17 protein-coding genes are annotated in these 17,141 nt (G+C 28.7%); 7 read left to right on the plus strand and 10 right to left on the minus strand.

All coding sequences use genetic code 11. The annotated features are described in order from the left end of the window. Positions 1-27 precede the first annotated feature (27 nt). Complete coding sequence (locus KO488_RS12260) at positions 28-591, plus strand: flavin reductase family protein (protein WP_216059102.1); 564 nt, start codon at positions 28-30, stop codon at positions 589-591. 49 nt (positions 592-640) lie between these two features. On the opposite strand, the gene mscL is transcribed toward KO488_RS12260, so the two are convergent. The 8 genes from mscL to bioD all read right to left on the minus strand — a co-directional run bounded on the left by mscL (position 641) and on the right by bioD (position 10,793). Further along, positions 641-1,078 (minus strand): large conductance mechanosensitive channel protein MscL, encoded by a 438-nt coding sequence (gene mscL, locus KO488_RS12265; protein WP_216059103.1) that lies wholly within the window; start codon positions 1,076-1,078, stop codon positions 641-643. Between the two features lie 185 nt (positions 1,079-1,263). Continuing rightward, positions 1,264-2,097 carry a DUF5718 family protein gene (locus tag KO488_RS12270; protein ID WP_216059104.1) on the minus strand — a complete coding sequence of 278 codons (834 nt, stop codon included), beginning with the start codon at positions 2,095-2,097 and terminating at the stop codon, positions 1,264-1,266. Between the two features lie 174 nt (positions 2,098-2,271). Continuing rightward, positions 2,272-3,765: a fumarate hydratase gene (locus KO488_RS12275; protein ID WP_216059105.1), complete on the minus strand. Its 1,494-nt coding sequence runs from the start codon at positions 3,763-3,765 to the stop codon at positions 2,272-2,274. A 204-nt stretch (positions 3,766-3,969) separates the two neighbouring features. Continuing rightward, on the minus strand, positions 3,970-4,953 hold the full coding sequence (locus KO488_RS12280; RefSeq protein ID WP_216059106.1) for an HpcH/HpaI aldolase/citrate lyase family protein: 984 nt from the start codon (positions 4,951-4,953) through the stop codon (positions 3,970-3,972). Positions 4,954-5,067: 114 nt separating this feature from the next. Then, on the minus strand, positions 5,068-6,138 hold the full coding sequence (locus KO488_RS12285; protein ID WP_216059107.1) for a MaoC family dehydratase: 1,071 nt from the start codon (positions 6,136-6,138) through the stop codon (positions 5,068-5,070). A gap of 10 nt (positions 6,139-6,148) precedes the next feature. After that, a complete protein-coding gene (locus KO488_RS12290) occupies positions 6,149-8,668 on the minus strand; it encodes an aldolase/citrate lyase family protein (RefSeq protein ID WP_216059108.1) in 2,520 nt (839 codons plus the stop codon). A gap of 15 nt (positions 8,669-8,683) precedes the next feature. After that, complete coding sequence (locus KO488_RS12295; protein ID WP_216059109.1) at positions 8,684-9,814, minus strand: HpcH/HpaI aldolase/citrate lyase family protein; 1,131 nt, start codon at positions 9,812-9,814, stop codon at positions 8,684-8,686. Positions 9,815-10,151: 337 nt separating this feature from the next. Further along, the gene (gene bioD, locus KO488_RS12300) at positions 10,152-10,793 is read right to left on the minus strand and encodes a dethiobiotin synthase (protein WP_216059110.1); all 642 of its coding nucleotides are present in this window, start codon (positions 10,791-10,793) and stop codon (positions 10,152-10,154) included. Positions 10,794-10,867: 74 nt separating this feature from the next. Between bioD and KO488_RS12305 the strand changes: the two genes are divergently transcribed. The 6 genes from KO488_RS12305 to KO488_RS12330 all read left to right on the plus strand — a co-directional run bounded on the left by KO488_RS12305 (position 10,868) and on the right by KO488_RS12330 (position 15,454). After that, positions 10,868-11,167: an ATP-dependent Clp protease adaptor ClpS gene (locus tag KO488_RS12305; protein ID WP_216059111.1), complete on the plus strand. Its 300-nt coding sequence runs from the start codon at positions 10,868-10,870 to the stop codon at positions 11,165-11,167. Continuing rightward, a complete protein-coding gene (gene clpA, locus KO488_RS12310; RefSeq protein WP_216059112.1) occupies positions 11,168-13,378 on the plus strand; it encodes an ATP-dependent Clp protease ATP-binding subunit ClpA in 2,211 nt (736 codons plus the stop codon). It abuts the gene before it with no gap. 106 nt (positions 13,379-13,484) lie between these two features. Beyond that, entirely contained in the window at positions 13,485-14,345 is an 861-nt protein-coding gene (locus KO488_RS12315; protein WP_216059113.1) for a c-type cytochrome, read from the plus strand. A gap of 145 nt (positions 14,346-14,490) precedes the next feature. After that, a complete protein-coding gene (locus tag KO488_RS12320) occupies positions 14,491-14,724 on the plus strand; it encodes a hypothetical protein (RefSeq protein ID WP_216059114.1) in 234 nt (77 codons plus the stop codon). 297 nt (positions 14,725-15,021) lie between these two features. Beyond that, positions 15,022-15,213 (plus strand): hypothetical protein, encoded by a 192-nt coding sequence (locus tag KO488_RS12325; protein WP_216059115.1) that lies wholly within the window; start codon positions 15,022-15,024, stop codon positions 15,211-15,213. A gap of 16 nt (positions 15,214-15,229) precedes the next feature. Then, entirely contained in the window at positions 15,230-15,454 is a 225-nt protein-coding gene (locus KO488_RS12330; RefSeq protein ID WP_216059116.1) for a hypothetical protein, read from the plus strand. A 7-nt stretch (positions 15,455-15,461) separates the two neighbouring features. Here the strand turns inward: KO488_RS12330 and KO488_RS12335 are convergent, their stop codons facing one another. Continuing rightward, positions 15,462-16,496: a sensor histidine kinase gene (locus KO488_RS12335; protein WP_216059117.1), complete on the minus strand. Its 1,035-nt coding sequence runs from the start codon at positions 16,494-16,496 to the stop codon at positions 15,462-15,464. Beyond that, the gene (locus KO488_RS12340; RefSeq protein WP_216059118.1) at positions 16,483-17,127 is read right to left on the minus strand and encodes a response regulator transcription factor; all 645 of its coding nucleotides are present in this window, start codon (positions 17,125-17,127) and stop codon (positions 16,483-16,485) included. Before KO488_RS12340 ends, KO488_RS12335 begins: the two co-directional genes overlap by 14 nt. Positions 17,128-17,141 lie beyond the last annotated feature (14 nt).

Here is a 17,141-nt window from a genome sequence, read left to right on the forward strand (position 1 = left end):
ACTACAAAATAAACAAAAAGGAAATTAATGATTTTAGACTATAAAGATATTAATGATTTAAATAGATACAAAATAATGTCGGATACTGTTATTCCAAGACCGATTGCTTGGATTGTTACTGAAGATGAAGGTGTATTAAATGCAGCTCCTTTTTCATATTTTGTACCAATCTCAACTAATCCTGCTTTAGTTATTGTTGCAATTGGACAAAAAGAAGATGGAACTCCAAAAGATTCACTTGCTAATATTTTAAAGAATAAAAAAGCAACTATTTGTTTTGCAAATAAAGATAATGCGTCATTAGTTCAAAAGTGTGCAATTCCTTTAGGTAAAGATGAAAGTGAAATAGAAAAATTTGATATTGATGTAAGTGAAGTTCTAGAGAGTTTCCCTCCAAGAATTACTTCGTCTCAAAGTGCACTTTTATGTGAATATTATAGTACTGTAGATATTCCAGGGGTTACAACGCCTGTAATTTTAGAGATTAAGCAACAATATTTAGAAGAGGGTAGATTAACTGAGAGATTTCATGTTAATATTGAAAATGTTGGTAGATGTGGAGCTACTTTTAAAGCTTTAGTAGACTTATAAGCTTTAGGAAATTTAAGTATTAAAAGGCATAAAGCCTTTTAATTAATTTTTATACTTCTGTGTTCCCACAGTGAGCACATTTTTTAGCTGCAATTGGAATTTCCATAGCACAATCACCACAAACTTTTGTAGTTGGTTCTGCTGGAACTTCTTCCTCTTTCTTTTGCATTTTATTGTAAGATTTAATAAACATAAACATTACAAATCCTAAGATTACAAATGAAATTGTATCATTCATAAATAAACCAATTTTAATAGCAGGTGCTCCTGCTTCAGTTAACTTAGCCATTGTCTCATAAGTTTTACCATCAAGTGCAACAAATAATTGAGAGAAATCTACATTTCCTAATAACATACCAACTGGTGGCATAATAACATTTGCAACTAGTGATTTAATTAATGTAGCAAAAGCAGCACCAAAAATAAATCCTACTGCCATATCTACCATATTTCCTTTAATAAGGAATTCTTTGAATTCTTTTAACATATAAAGTCCTTTGAATAATTTTCGTGATTATATTGTAAAATTCTTATAATTAGATTAATTAGTTAATAACTTATATATTGTATCAAAATTAGTAGTTTATAATAGAAATAATTTGATTGAATATTAATTAAGGTAGGTAAAAAGTACAAATATAAGAAAAATCTTATATTTGTACTTTTGATGATTTATTGAACTACTTGATGTAATTTTGAACATTTACTTAAAAAAGTATCCATTCCACACATATCATTATACATATCATCAAATGAGTGAAAGTGTGCATCATAAACATAAACAAAGATTTCATCACCTTTTTGTAAATAATTAGTTTTTCCAAATTCAGCATAGGCTGTAGCTCCTGCGGCTATTAAAATACCTTTTGCATCTTTTGCATTTTTTGTAAATTGTGTTAATTCTTCTAATGGACCACAATCTTCTTGTGTATTTAATTTATTAATCATCCACTCTTTTAATTGATTAAAAAAGTAGCTATATGATTTTACAGAGGATGTCATTCCATAATCATGTACAATTCCATTTCTTTTTATAAATGAGGCAATATGATATTTACTTAAAATTCCATCTTCTGTAAAATTATCTATTTCAATAAGTTCTTGAGAAATACCTTTTGTATTCTTTCCCCAATTTTTCTTAGTGCTTAATTTATTTCCATCTTGAATTCTAATTGAACAGTCATTAAAAGCTGAAAAGTATTTTGGAATAATATCTATAAACTTCCCATCTTCATATACAAAATCACAAATTAAAGCAACTTCGGCTTCTACTTGAAGCTTTTCAGCTTCTCTTCCATGCGTTAATATAGTTTCATCACAAATAGGATAGGTCCCTAAAAAACTATTATGATCTTTTATATAAAAAGGAAACATCCCTTTTGGAGCATCTTTTTCATCAGTTTTAATTACATCAAATTCATCTGCTTCTCCAGCTTCACCTAAGTGATTTGCAAAGTTTCCTGCAACTGCAAAGCCTAAATAATCTTTTAAATCATCTAATAACATCTATTATCCTGTATATATTATTTATTTTATATTTATATAAAAAAGAATATATCATAATTTCTAATGCTAGAAGTCAAATATTAAAGCTAGTTTTTTCGTATAAGATTTTTTTTAGGAGAGGTTTACTAAAAAGAGGAATGTAGAGTTTAATTATAAAGGCCTAAGCCTTTATAATTAGATAGTTCTCCATTTTGCAGGACCCGTAGTATGTATTGAAACACCTTCTGTATCAACAGCAACTGTAACAGGCATATCAACTACATCAAACTCATAAATAGCTTCCATTCCCATTTCTTCAAATGCAAGTACTTTTGAATCTTTGATTGATTGAGAAATTAAATATGCAGCTCCACCAGTTGCAATTAAATACATAGATTTGTACTCTTTAATTAAATCAATTGTAGGTTGTTTTCTTTCAGCCTTACCAATCATACCCATGATTCCAATTTCCATCATATCTTTAGTAAATTTATCCATTCTTGTAGAAGTAGTTGGTCCCGCAGGTCCTACTTTTTCGTCTCTAACTGGATCAACTGGTCCAACATAGTAAATAAATCTATCTTTTAAATCAACACCATTTGGAAGTGGCTTACCAGCATTTTTATACTCAACGATTTTTTTATGAGCAGCATCTCTTGCTGTTAAAATTTTTCCAGTTAATAATAAAGTATCACCTGATTTAAATTGAGATAAATTTTCTTTTGTTAAATCTGCAATATTTACTTTTTTTATTGAATCTAATGGTAATTCAATATCTGGCCATAAATCTAAATCTGGTTTTTTAAATTTAGCTACACCTTCTCCAGCTTTTAATTTAAAGTGAATATGTCTAGTAGCAGCACAGTTTGGAATCATAGCAACTGGAAGTGATGCAGCATGACATGGATAATCTAAAATTTTAACATCAACTACAGTTGTTAAACCACCAAGTCCTTGAGCTCCAATTCCAATTTTATTTATATCTGTATAAAGTCTTAATCTTAATTCTTCTAAAGCATTTTTAGGACCTCTTTCTTGAAGTTCATGAATATCAACATGATCCATTAAAGATTCTTTTGCTAAAAGCATAGATTTTTCAGGATTTCCACCAATACCAATACCTAAAATACCAGGAGGACACCAACCAGCACCCATTTCTCTAACATTTGCCATAACCCAATCATATACACTATCAGATGGATTTAATACTGCAAATTTAGATTTATTTTCACTTCCTCCACCTTTTGCAGCAACTGTAATATCTATTTCATCAGAATTATTAACACTTACATGAATAACAGCAGGAGTATTATCTTTTGTATTTGTTCTTGTACCTGCTGGATCTGAAACAACAGAGTATCTTAAAGTATTATCAGGATTAGTATAACCTTTGGCAACACCTTCATTTAATACATCTACTAATTCTTTTGTTATTTCTAAATTAGCTTTTAACCCAACTTTAACAAAAATGTTAACGCTTCCTGTATCTTGACATAAAGGTCTATGACCTAAAGCACACATTTTAGAGTTAATTAAAATTTGACCTAATGCATTTTTTGCTGCTTCTGATTGCTCGTTTTCATAAGCTTCAACTATTGATTTTACAAAATCTTCAGGGTGAAAATATGAAATATATTGACAGGCATCTGCAATGCTATCTATAATATCTTGTTCTTTTATTACGCTCATTTTTTTCCTTTTTGCTTTGAAATTTTAATATTATACCAATGCACTAATGAAAGGATTCTTTTTTATTAGAATACATGGAAATTATTTTAAAAAGTGTTATGTTTTAACACCTTATAAATATAGTTTTGAGAAATTTTGAAATTTGTTTTGAAAATAGCTTAAATAGGTCAACTTAAGACCTAAAGTCTTAAGTTGCTAAAGATGTTAAGAAAAGAATCTTTCTTTTACTATATCTTGTAGTTTTGTTCCAGAGAAGTTTGCTCTTTGAACTAATTCCCAGAAATATCTGTAAGTTGCTCTATCGTGTAACTCACCATCATATTGGATTGGTCCCCACTCAGCATCTTGTGCTGCAATTAAAATATTTTGTGCAGCTTCTAATTCTGTAAAGTCTGGTTTCATTGCATCAACAATAGCTTGTACTTGTGTTGGATAAATAGACCACATTCTTAAGAATCCGAACTCATTTCTTGCTTTTTCAGCATCTTTATAAGTTTGGTATGGGTTTTTTAAATCAAGTGTAACATTGTGACAAGGAATAATATGGTTTTGTAAAGCTGCTTGAACAACTTTAGCTTTTGCAGCAGCAATTAATCTATGATCAAATTGACCTGGAGATCTCATATTTGAAGCTGGAATAGCACCTTGGTAACCAGATACAAAGTCCATTAACCCAAAGTCTAAAACTTGTACCCATGGTAAAGTTGCAGTTTTTTCTACATCTTGTAATGCACCGTGAGTTTCAATTAAAACGTGAATTGGAATTTCTCTTGAAATATTAGCTTTTTTAGCTGCTGCTTGAATATATTCAACTTGAGTTTTTGCATCTTCATATGAAGTTGATTTTGGAATAGTAATATATGCTAATTTTTCACCAGCACCAGGTACTAAAATATCAATATCTTGTCTCCAATCTGGATGATCAAAATCATGGATTCGAGTACCAGCCATCGCATATTTATTAGCTTCAGAGTTTACTACTCTTACGATCATTTCAGCATGCTCAACTTCTTTACCAGTTTCAGCTCCATCTTCACAATCACAAGTAATATCAAAAACAGGTCCAAGCTTTTCTTGCATTTGGAAACCTTTTAGGATTAGCTTTTCGCTACCTGCAAAGTGCTCACAAGATGGGATAATTGGTAAATTATCTCCAGAACCAAATAGTGCTTCATTAGGGTGTGTCATAATATTTTCCTTTTGTTAAATTTAATTTATATAGTTCTTCTTAACGTAGGAAGTGAATTCCCACTAAAAGAAGTAAAATCCTAAAGAAGGCAATTTATTGCCTTCACTCTTTTACTATTTTACTGTTTTTCTCTTAGGAATAACAACAGTATAGTCTAAATCAAGTACTACATTTTTTAAGTACTTTCCATTTTCATCTTTTGCATTTGAAATTTCATCAGATTTTTGATTAGTAATAGCAACTGTTTTTAATCTTAATAATCCAATATCTTCTCTTTTATGATCAATTGTTTCTAAAACTTCAGTATATGCATATATTGTATCACCTGCATAAGTAGGGTTTGCATGTGCACCACTATTTATTGCATAAATCCATTGTGCATTTTGAAAACCATTAAATGATAAAGCACGTGCCATTGAAATAACAATACCACCATACATAAGTCTTTGACCCATTGGTGTACTTTTCATCATGTGATCATTAAAATGTACTTTTGCATTATTTTGGTATAACTTAGTTGCAAGAGTATGGTCACTATTATCAACTGTAATACCTTCAGGGTGATTTAATCTCTCTCCTGCTTCATAGTCTTCAAAAAAGTATTTCCCACCAGTAGAATCTGTGTTAACACACTTAATCTCTGGAAGATTAATAACATCAGCAATAGGTGTCGTTTTAAGAAAAGTTGGAACTTCATTAATACCAGAAGTTGTCTCCTTATCTTTTTTATGAACCATAACCCATCTTTTAAAGTTTAATACTTCTTTATTATCTTGATTTACTCCAATAGAGTGTACATAAACAACTCCACTTTTTCCACTTGAGTTTTCTTTTAATCCAATTACAGTAGAAGTCATAGATACCGTATCTCCTACATAAGTAGGATTAGGGAATGACATCTCTGCGTAACCTAAGTTAGCAATTGCATTTAAAGATATATCTTGAACAGATTTACCAAATGTTAAATGGAACATTAATGTATCATCAACTGGTCTTTTATCATAGCCCATTTCTTGTGCAACTAAATCTGATGAGTTAAGTGCAAATCTAGAACCAGTGAAAGCGATGTATAAAGATACATCACCTTCGCTAATTGTTCGTGGAAGTGGGTGAACTATTTTTTGACCAATTGAAAAATCTTCGAAAAAATTTCCCACGTTGATTTTAGGGTTAATTTTAGACAATATAATCTCCTTATTTATTAAATAGGTTTTGACCTAATGATTTATATGTTTCATATAATGTGATCATTTTTTTAGCCCATTTAATTCTAGAACCATCAACTAATCTATCATTGTGATAAATTACTTCTTTACCTTCTTTTTTAGCTTCTTCATATTTACTAATCATTTTCTCATAATCTTCAACTTCAACTTGTTTTGGAGTAAAGATATCATTAATATATTCAATTTGAATTGGGTGAACTAATGATTTTCCATCGAATCCTAAGTTAAATGCATCTTTTGTTGAATCTTCACAAGCAAATTCATCATGAATATCAAAGTGAGGACCATCAATAACAGTTTGTCCATACGCTTTTGCAGCTAGTGCAATTTGCGATAAATAGTTAAACATTGCTTTAGAACCTTTTTTGATATCAATTTGAAGTCTACTAGCAAGTTTATTTGAACCAACAACAACAACTTCTACTTTAGTAGATGCTGCACAGATTTCTTGAATATTTAAAACTGATAATGGAGTTTCAATCATAATCATTAAAGTTAAATCTGGATTTACTTCTTCAATTAATTTAACTGCCTCTAATACCTGAGCTCCAGTTTCAATTTTAGAGAATAATAAACCATCAATTTCAATATCTCGAGCAAGTTCTAAATCTTTTGCAATATCTTCGCTTCCTAAGTTATTAATTCTTAAAATTCTTTCAGAATCTCCAAATTTAGAACCACTTTCTTTATAAACATCTTTTATTGTGTTCCTAGCAACGTCTCTTTGTTCTGAAAGAATAGCTTCTAAATCAAAAATAACACTATCAGCTAATACACTTCTTGCTTTTTCAACATTATGTCTATTATAAGAAGGAACAAATAACATAGATCTTCTGGCTTTATATTCTTTGATTTCTTCACCACTTTCTTTTGCATGGTAAATATCATGTAAGTTTTTAACTAATTGTTTTCTTAAAACTTTTCCATTTTTTGTTCTTGGATAATCTTTCATTCCAAAAATTGTTTTAGGTGCTTTATATTTTGCAAGATTAGCTTGAGAAAATGCTAATACTTCTGCTTCTTGTTCTGCTGATAATTCTTCATGTCCAATTACAGCAATTGCAACAATTACTTTATCTTTTCCAATTTCTAAACCAAAAGCAACACAATCAGCTACTAAATCATGAGTTTTTACAACTCTTTCAATTTCATGTGGAGATACTCTAAATCCGAATGTATTAATAATATCATCTTTTCTACCAATGAACCAGATATAGCCATCTTCATCTCTTTTAGCATAATCACCTGTAAAGAAGTAGCCATTATGTCTAGCTTCTCTAGTTTCATCTTCTAATTGCCAGTATTCTAAGAATAATCCTGGATCATCTTCACCAATAGAAATCATACCTTCTTCACCATCTGGCACTTCTTCTAGTGTGTCAGGGTTAAGTAATTTTACAGTATGTCCAGGTTGCACAAATCCAGCACTTCCTGGTCTAATTGGATTGTTTTTAGAGTGTGAAATATAATAAGAACATTCACTCATTCCAATTGCTTCAAAAATATCTTGCTTAAATCTATCTCTCCATAATGCAATCATTTCATCAGATAAATGCTCACCAGCAGACATACAATATCTTAATGATGGACAATCTTCAGCTGTAAATTCTGTTTTTTGAATAATTTGTCTGTAAATTGTAGGAACGCCTATAAAGATTGTACATTTATGTTTTTTAATTAATTCAACCCAAGTTCCCGCATCATTAGCACCTTCATAGGCAATAACAGTGTGACCGTTAAATAATGGATCCATAAGTGCTGAACCTAATACATATGTCCAGTTAAATTTACCAGAATGCATGATTCTATCATCTTCTTTAAAATCAAACCAATATTCAGTAGCAGGTGTTCTTCCAACTAATGATCTATGTGAATGTAAAACACCCTTTGGGTAACCTGTAGTTCCTGATGTATATACTAAATAAGCAGGTTCTCCAGATTTTGATTTATAATGATTTGCTTTTTTATCTGCAGTATTTAATATTTCAGTTAAAGAGTAAACTTTCATATCTTTAGGAATATTTAACCCTTCAGTTGAATCAATTCCTGCAACAATAATTGTTTTTAAATTATCATGGTTTTCTAAGTAAGGTAATAAGTTATCATACATAGTTGCTGATAATACAATAGCACTTGCTTGTGAATCTTCAGCTAAATACTTAACTTCTGAACCTGATAATAAAGTTGAAGTTGGAACTGCAATAATACCTGCTTTAATAGCTCCAAAAAATGAAATAGGATATGCTAAAGAGTTTTTTAAACAAACTAAAACTCTATCTCTAGCTTCAAGACCAATTCCTGTAAGAAAGTTACAAATTTGATCAGATTTTTCAGCTAATTGTTTATATGATATTTCATCTGTACCTAATTTATCATCTTCTATGATCATAGCAGTACTATTTTCTTTAGCTGTTCCTACATGCTTAGATGTACAAGCAACACCAATATTTAAGTATTCTGGTACTTCAATTTTTACATTTGAACTCATTGTTATAACTCCTTATTAAATTTGACCGTATGGCCAGTTTTCTTTAAATGTATGTATAGGCATTCTATTTAATACCGATAATGCAAATATCTCATCTTCTTTATTTAAACTTCTAAGTGCATATGCTCTTAAAATATTTTGTAGAGCTTTACCAAACATTGGTGGATCTAACATTTCACCTTTATATCTAATTGCTCCACTTAATAAAGCATCAGTTTCAATAGCTAATTTTAATACAGTAATATCATGTTCAAGTTCTTTAGGACTTGGAGTAAATGCAACTTTACATACGTTAATATGATTTGGAGTAATAACTTGTTTACCAGTTAATCCCATCGCGTTTTCTCTTTGTGCATGTGCATAAACATGTCTTGAAGCATCATCACCATGTAAATCTAACCATCTTCTAATGTCTTTTTTCTCAACACAATGATCAGGTAGAGAGTGTGGTGTTAACATAACTTCAACTCCACCAATAACTCCAGCACCTTTAACTCTAGCTTCCATTGTAAGCATATTAAAGAATGTTTCTAACTCATTAATCCAACCTTCTGGTGTGATTTTATAAGCCATTGCTTTAGAGAAATCATGGATACCAAAAACAACATGTTTAACAGTTGAATGATCCATTAATCTATCAGCTATTTGAAGTGATTTTGGATGTTCAATAATTGGTTGAATTGTTAAATTTGATCCAATAGATACTAACCAAGAAGATAAATCTCTAATTTCAGCAGATCCGTAAACTTCTCCAGCTTTTGCTAAAACAATTACATCAATATATTTATGAATTTGTTTTAACATTTTTAAATCTTCTTCATACTCATCTGTTCTGAATGGATTTATTCTCACGGCAATTTGGAAAGTTCTTTCAGGAAACTTTGGAAGTTCTTGAATTAATAATTCTCTAGACATAGCTTTTTGTCTACAACCATCTTCTAAATCGAATAATACTGTATGTGCTTTTGTTTTATAAGCATGTTTTTGTAATCTTAATTTAGCTTGCTCCATACTCTCGTACGTACCATCAAGTGGATTGAATTTAATTGGTGGGTAATAAATTTGAATACCAGGCCAGTATCCACCAAGAACCGGTGTTAAATCATCGTTTGCTGTTAATTTTGATAAATCTATTGCAGAAGTCATTTTTTATCTACCTTTCTTTTGTTAATTTGTGCTTTTTAATCACTGTTTGTAACTCTATAAGTATATAGAATAAAACTGATGTGAAAGTTATACATCATTTAAAATGAATTGTTTTTATGTAAAAAAAAATAGTGTTTTAACTTAAGCTTAGATTCAAAAAACTCTAAGAAAGCCCTTAAATTAGGAGAAATAAACTTAAAGCAGTAGTAAAATATAGTCAAAATGATATGAAATGGCTTGAAAAATTAAGGATAAAAAATAATATAAATTTGCAAATTTGCAAATTCTTTTGCAAATTTACTCATATTTGATAAATTTGCAAAAAATTTAATGAAATTTAAACTATCTGCAATTCATCTAAAAATGATAGCTTTTTAAAGTACTTTTGTAAAAAAGGTTTTGATACTTTTTCAAAACTATCTTTATCTTCATATAAATTGATAAAAAATTCAAAATCTATATTTCTATTTTTTAAAGCTTCAATAGAAAGTAGGGTGTCATTAATACATCCTAGTTTAGAAGGAGTTATTAAAATAGCTTCACTTTTAAATTCTTTTATTAAATCAATAATAAATAAGTCTTCTTCTAAAGGTACCATAAGACCTCCAGCCCCTTCAATTATTAAAATGTCACATAAAGAGGATAGGTATTCTTTTTTCTGTTTTAAATAAGGTAAAGATATTGTAGTTTCTTCTTTTGCAACATAAGGAGCTGCTGGAAGTTTAAATTGATAAGGTACTACATCATTTATAGATACATTAAAATCTGGATTTAGCTCTTTTGTTAATGTTAACATCTTAGAACCATCAATAGGTAAATCAATAACACCAGTTTCACAAGGTTTAAAATAACCAACTTTAAAACCTTTACTTGCAAAGTATCTTAGAAACTTTTCGCATGCATAAGTTTTACCAACATCTGTATTTGTAGCACTTATAAAAATTGATTTATTTTTATAGTAGTTTATCTCTTCATTCATATAATTTCTTTTTTGGTATAATATTTTCTATATTAAAAATTAGAATGATATTTTATCATAAAAAAAGGTTTTAAGTGAGTAATGAGATTGAAATAGAATTAGATAATGATTTAGATTTACAAGAGCCAAAAAAATATAAAGTTTTTTTATTGAATGACGATTATTCAACAATGGATTTTGTAATTGATGTATTAGTTAAAGTATTTAGAAAAAGTGTAGATGAATCAGCAACTATAATGTTAAACATACATAATAATGGTAGAGAAGTATGCGGTGTTTATACACATGAAATAGCAGCTACTAAAGTTGGACAAGTTAAAACACTTGCAAGAGAGAAAGGCTTTCCATTGAAAGCTGTAATGGAAGAAGAATAAATGATAAGTAAAGAATTAAGAAGTATTTTTTCGCAAGCTGTTGGTTATGCAAAAAGTAGTAAACATGAATATTTAACAATTGAACATATTTTTTTAATGTTATTACATGATGAGTCTATAGAAAATTTATTTATAGATCTAGGAGTTGATTCAAATAAGTTATTTGATGATACAAAAAAGTATATAGATGAGAATACGCCTAAACTTCCAGAAGATGTTGAAGATGAACCCTTAGAGACTATCTCTTTAACTTCGACTATAGAATATATGGTAGCACATACTCAAACATCAGGGAGAGGAAATGCAACAGTAGAAGATATGTTTGTGGCAATTTTAAAAGATGAAAAGTCTTATGCTCTTTATCTTTTAAGAACTCTTGGTATTGAAAGAATTGATATCTTAGAAGAGATTTCTCATAAAGAAGAAGATGAGGTTATAGAAGAGACGGAGGATAAGAATAATAAAGTATTAGATAAAAACTCTAGTGAATTAGTGGCTGTTGCACAAAAAGGTGAAATTGATCCTGTAATTGGAAGAGAAAAAGAAATTTCAAGAGTTATCGAAATTTTAAGTAGAAGAAAAAAGAATAATCCTATTTTAGTAGGGGAACCAGGTGTTGGTAAAACTGCAATAGCTGAAGGTTTAGCCTTACAAATTGCAGAGCAAAAAGTACCGGAGTTTTTATTTGATGCAAAAGTATTCTCTCTTGATATGGGTTCTATGATTGCAGGAACTAAGTATAGAGGAGATTTTGAGAAAAAATTAAAATCTTTATTACAAGAAGTTATAAAAGTTCCTAATGCAATTTTATTTATTGATGAAATTCATACAATAGTTGGAGCAGGAAGTGTTGGTGGATCTGCGATGGATGCTTCAAATATTTTAAAACCAATGCTTTCCAATGGAAAATTAAGATGTATTGGTGCTACAACTTTTGCAGAATACAGAAATGATTTTTCAAAAGATAAAGCACTTTCTAGAAGATTTGCAAAAGTTGATGTGGAAGAGCCTTCAATTGAAGATTCAATATTAATTTTAGATGGATTAAAATCTAAATATGAAGAGTTCCATGGTATTAAGTATTCAAAAGCAGCAATTAGAAGTGCTGTTGAATTAAGTAAAAAATATATTACTGATAGATTTTTACCTGATTGTGCTATTGATGTAATTGATGAGGTTGGGGCTTCAAAGAAGATTTCTTTAGTAGCAACTTTAAAAACAAAAAGTAAGAATAATATTACAGTTTCACAAGAAGATATTGAAAATACAGTTGCAAAAATGGCTCATATCCCAGCTAAATCTGCAACTAAATCTGATTTATCTTTATTAAAATCATTAGAAAAAAATATGCAAAAAAGAGTTTATGGACAGGACTCTGCAATTACTACAATTGTTCAGTCTATTAAGAGAAATAAAGCTGGATTAGGATTGGATAAAAAACCAATCGGAAGTTTCTTATTTACAGGACCTACTGGTGTTGGTAAAACAGAAGTTGCTAAAGAGTTATCTTTACAATTGGGTGTTCATTTTGAAAGATTTGATATGAGTGAGTATATGGAAGCTCATACAATTTCAAGACTTATTGGAGCACCTGCTGGCTATGTTGGGTTCGAACAAGGTGGATTATTAACAGAAGCTATTAGAAAGCATCCACATACAGTTTTATTACTTGATGAAATTGAAAAAGCTCATCCTGATTTAATGTCAGTATTACTTCAAGTAATGGATAATGCAGAATTAACTGATAATGCAGGAAATAAAGCAGATTTCCAAAATGTAATACTTGTAATGACATCAAATTTAGGTGCAACAGAAGCAAATGTTATGGGATTTGCAAAAGATGATAATTTAAATGAAAATAAAGCAATTACAAAATTCTTTGCTCCTGAATTTAGAAATAGACTTGATAGTGTAGTTTCTTTTGAAAGTTTATCAATTGATGTTGTAACAAAAGTAGTTAGTAAATTTATTAGTGATTTAGAAGAACAATTAGGTGATAAAAATATTAAAATTAATATTACTAATAAAGCAAAAAAAGAACTTGCAACAATTGGTTATGACAAAGCAATGGGTGCTAGACCTCTTAATAGAGTGATTTCTGATAAAATCAAAAATGTATTAACAGATGAAATTTTATTTGGGAAACTTAAAAAAGGTGGAATAGTAAATATAGATTACAAGGATGAGTTTACATTTGAATATGTTGTGTAATAACACGATTTATATACAATTGTAATTTAATATATATAAAGTTTAATTACTTTCTTAAGATAAAGAAAGTAAAATTCAAAATTATTTAATAAAAGGATCAAAACAAATGAGAAAAATTTTAATAAGTTCTGCAGTTGCAGTTTTACTATTAACAGGGTGTGGCGAAGATAAAAAGGTTACAACAGAAGTAGCAAAAGTAACTGAACCTGCTAAAGCTGAAATGGCTAAAGCAGCAGAATCTACAACATCAGTTGTAAAAGAAGCTACTACTGATGTTAAAGATACTGTAATGAAAGCAGCAACTGAATTAAAAACTACAGTAAGCGAAGCAGCTACTAAAGTTGTTGATAACACTACTGCTGTAGTTAAAGAAACTACAGCATCTGTTGTTGAGACTGCAAAGACTGCAATGGCAACTGGTTCTACTGATTCAAAAGAAATGGCTAATAGCTCTGTTACTGCAGTTACGCAAAAAGCTGTTGAAGTTAAAGATACAGCTAAAGAAGCAGTTGCAGCTTCTGTTGAAAAAGCAAAAGAAACTACAACTGCTGCAGTATCTGCAACAGTTGAAAAAACTAAAGAAGCTGTATCAAGTGTTGCAGAAAGTGCTACAGCTAAAGTTGCAAGTACAGTTGCAGCAGTTACTGCTACAAAAGAAGCAACAACTGAAAAAGCAGAAGCAGTTAAAACTGAAACTGTTGCAAAAGTTGCAGCAGCAGCACCTTCTATTAATGCAAAAGTATTATTTGGAGCTTGTGCAGCGTGTCATGGTCAAAATGGTGAAAAAGCTGCATTAGGTAAATCACAAATTATTCAAGGTTGGGATAAAGCTAAAGTTATCGCTGCTTTAAATGGATATAAAGATGGTTCTTATGGTGGAGTTATGAAAGGTGTTATGAAAGGTCAAGTTGTAACTAAATCTGACGCTGAGATTGATGCCTTAGCAGAATTTATTTCTAACTTATAATATATAAAATAAAAGAAGGTTTTCCTTCTTTTATTTACTTCACTTCTAAAATTCTATTTTTTCTAAAAAACAAATTAATTTAAAACTTACATTTAACTAATACTACAATCATATAATTTCATACATTCAAATTAAGGAGAATTAAATGAAATTAAGAAAAATATTAGCAATGTTAACTATTGCTGGAGCGCTTAGTTTATTTGCAGATGGGATTAGTAATGTTGATGCATTAGTGGATCAAATTAATAAAACTACAGATGTTAAAGAAAAAAGTGCTTTAATGAAAAAATTAAATACTGAACTTTCAGTTATGGATAAAAAAGATGTTTCAAAAGCAAAAGAGATTATTGATTCTAAACTCAAAATAAATTCAAAATAAAATTGTTTTTTAATATCTGGAGTTGAAATAGACTTGTCAGCATGGTTTATTTTAATTCTGAATACTAAATATTATAAAAGAAGGATTTACCTTCTTTTATCTACTATCTTCTACTTTATACCAAATCATAAGTTTTTATATCTCTTTTTCTTTCCTCATTTAAAACTTAACTTATTTATTATATTAAATTTGAAATAATCCTATAAACTAATTAAAAAAATAAAAATTAATGTAAAACTTACATTCAACTAACACTACAATCCTATAATTTCACACATTCAAATTAAGGAGAATTAAATGAAATTACAAAAAATATTAGCAATGTTAGCAATTGCTGGAGCAGTTAGTTTATTTGCAGAGGGGACAGCATCTCAAAGTAATAAAACTATTGATTTAAAAGAAAAAGGTCTTCAAGAAAAAAAGTTAGAAAAAAAAGTTAAAGAAGATGTTAAAAAAGTTAAAGATGTTATTAAAACTAAAACTAAATAATTCAAAGGATATTTAAATGAAATTAAAAAAATTATTAGCAATCTTAGCAATTGCTGGAGCGGTTAGTTTATTTGCAGATGGGATTAGTAATGTTGATGCATTAGTGGATCAGATTAATAAAACTACAGATGCAAAAGAAAAAAGTGTTTTAATGAAAAAGTTAGATGTTGAAATTGCTGTTATGGATAAAAAAGATGTTCCAAAAGCAAAAGCAATTATTGAAACTAAACTAAAAAAATAAAAGTAACCTAGGGGAATTCAAGTGTAACTTGAGTTCCTTCCCCTATAGTACTTTTTATCTCAATACCTATATTTAATACCTCACATAACTGCTTTACAATACTCATACCAATTCCAAGACCTAATGTATTTTCTTTATAATGTCTTTGAAATACTTTTTTAGTATTTTTTATTCCTATACCCGTATCTTTAATTATAAGTTTGTTCTTATGGATACTTAAATGTACTTGTCCATTTTTTTTATTATATTTACATGCATTTGTTATAATATTATCAATAATTCGTTCAATTCCATTTTGATTACTTTTAATTACTAATGGAGTTAAATCTTTAGTAAAATAAATTTTTGGATATATCTTTTGTAAAATCTCTATTTTACCATTTACAATTTCTTCTATTGATACATTCTCATCTCTTTGAATATTATTTGGATTCATAAATTCTAAGTTTTTATATAATGATGCAATACTTTGTGCACTAAGTTCTATTCTTTCTATTTCTTCAAAATTTCCACGTTTTCTTAAGAGTTTCGAGTTTAATAAAATAGATGTTGCAGGAGTATTTAAATCATGAATAATATCTTTTAAAAAATTTTCTAAAAGATAGAGTGCTTCCCTTATAGGTCTTAAAGAATAAATAGCAAAACCAATTGAAATAATAAAAAGAGAAAAAAGAACAATAATACTAAATTTAAAAATTTTTATTAAAAATTCATTATATAGTTTTTTATATTTTTCTTTATCATATACTATTTTTAATAAATAAGGACTAGTTGAAACTGTTTGAAAATATGCACAAAGACCTTCTTTACAATGATAGATTTTAAATAGTTGTTTTTCTTTATCATTTTCGATGATATCTAGTGAAAATTTATCTCCTTTGAAATCAAAGGTATAATCTTTCATTTGATAAAGGATATTTTGTTCTATATCTTGAATTTTATCTTGATGATACATGTATAACACAATACTTGAAAGTAAAAGTAGAGGAACAAAGAAAAGAAATAGTGTTGTAAAAAACGATTTTTTTTCATACTTTTTCAAGTTTATATCCTATACCTTTTGTATTCGAGATATTTAAATCTAATACTTTCTTTAATTTACTTATTAACACACGAAGTGCACTATCACTTGGTTTATTCATATAGTCAAAAAATGTAGATTTATTTACCGTCATATTTATATTTCGTATAAGAAGTGAAAAAATCTCTTTTTCAACTATTCCTAAAGCTATTTCTTCTTCATCAATAAAAACTCTATTTTCTAGTAAATCAAAAGTTATATTTTTATATTGAATAATTGGATTTTTTCTTTTTAAGATAGCTTTTATTCGTGCTAATAGTTCATCCAAATCAAATGGTTTTTTAATATAATCATCACATCCACAATCAAAACCTTCTAATGTTGTTTGTGTATCCCGATTTGCTGTAATAAAAAATGTAGGAGTTGAATCATCAGCTTGTCTTAAAAGTTTTAAAGTTTCTAAGCCATTAAGCAAAGGAACATTAATATCAAATAAGTATAAATCAAACTTATTTTCATAGGTGTATTCAAGTACTTCTTCTCCATCATTAACTAGAGTAACTTCGTATTTTTCTTGTTCTAAAATTTGTACCATGGTTTGTGCCAATATTTCGTCATCTTCTAATAATAGAATTTTAGATTTTTTATTCATATTTATCCATTTTT

Origin of the sequence: Poseidonibacter lekithochrous, assembly GCF_018861145.1 — a bacterium.
GTDB classification, from domain to species: domain Bacteria; phylum Campylobacterota; class Campylobacteria; order Campylobacterales; family Arcobacteraceae; genus Poseidonibacter; species Poseidonibacter lekithochrous_A.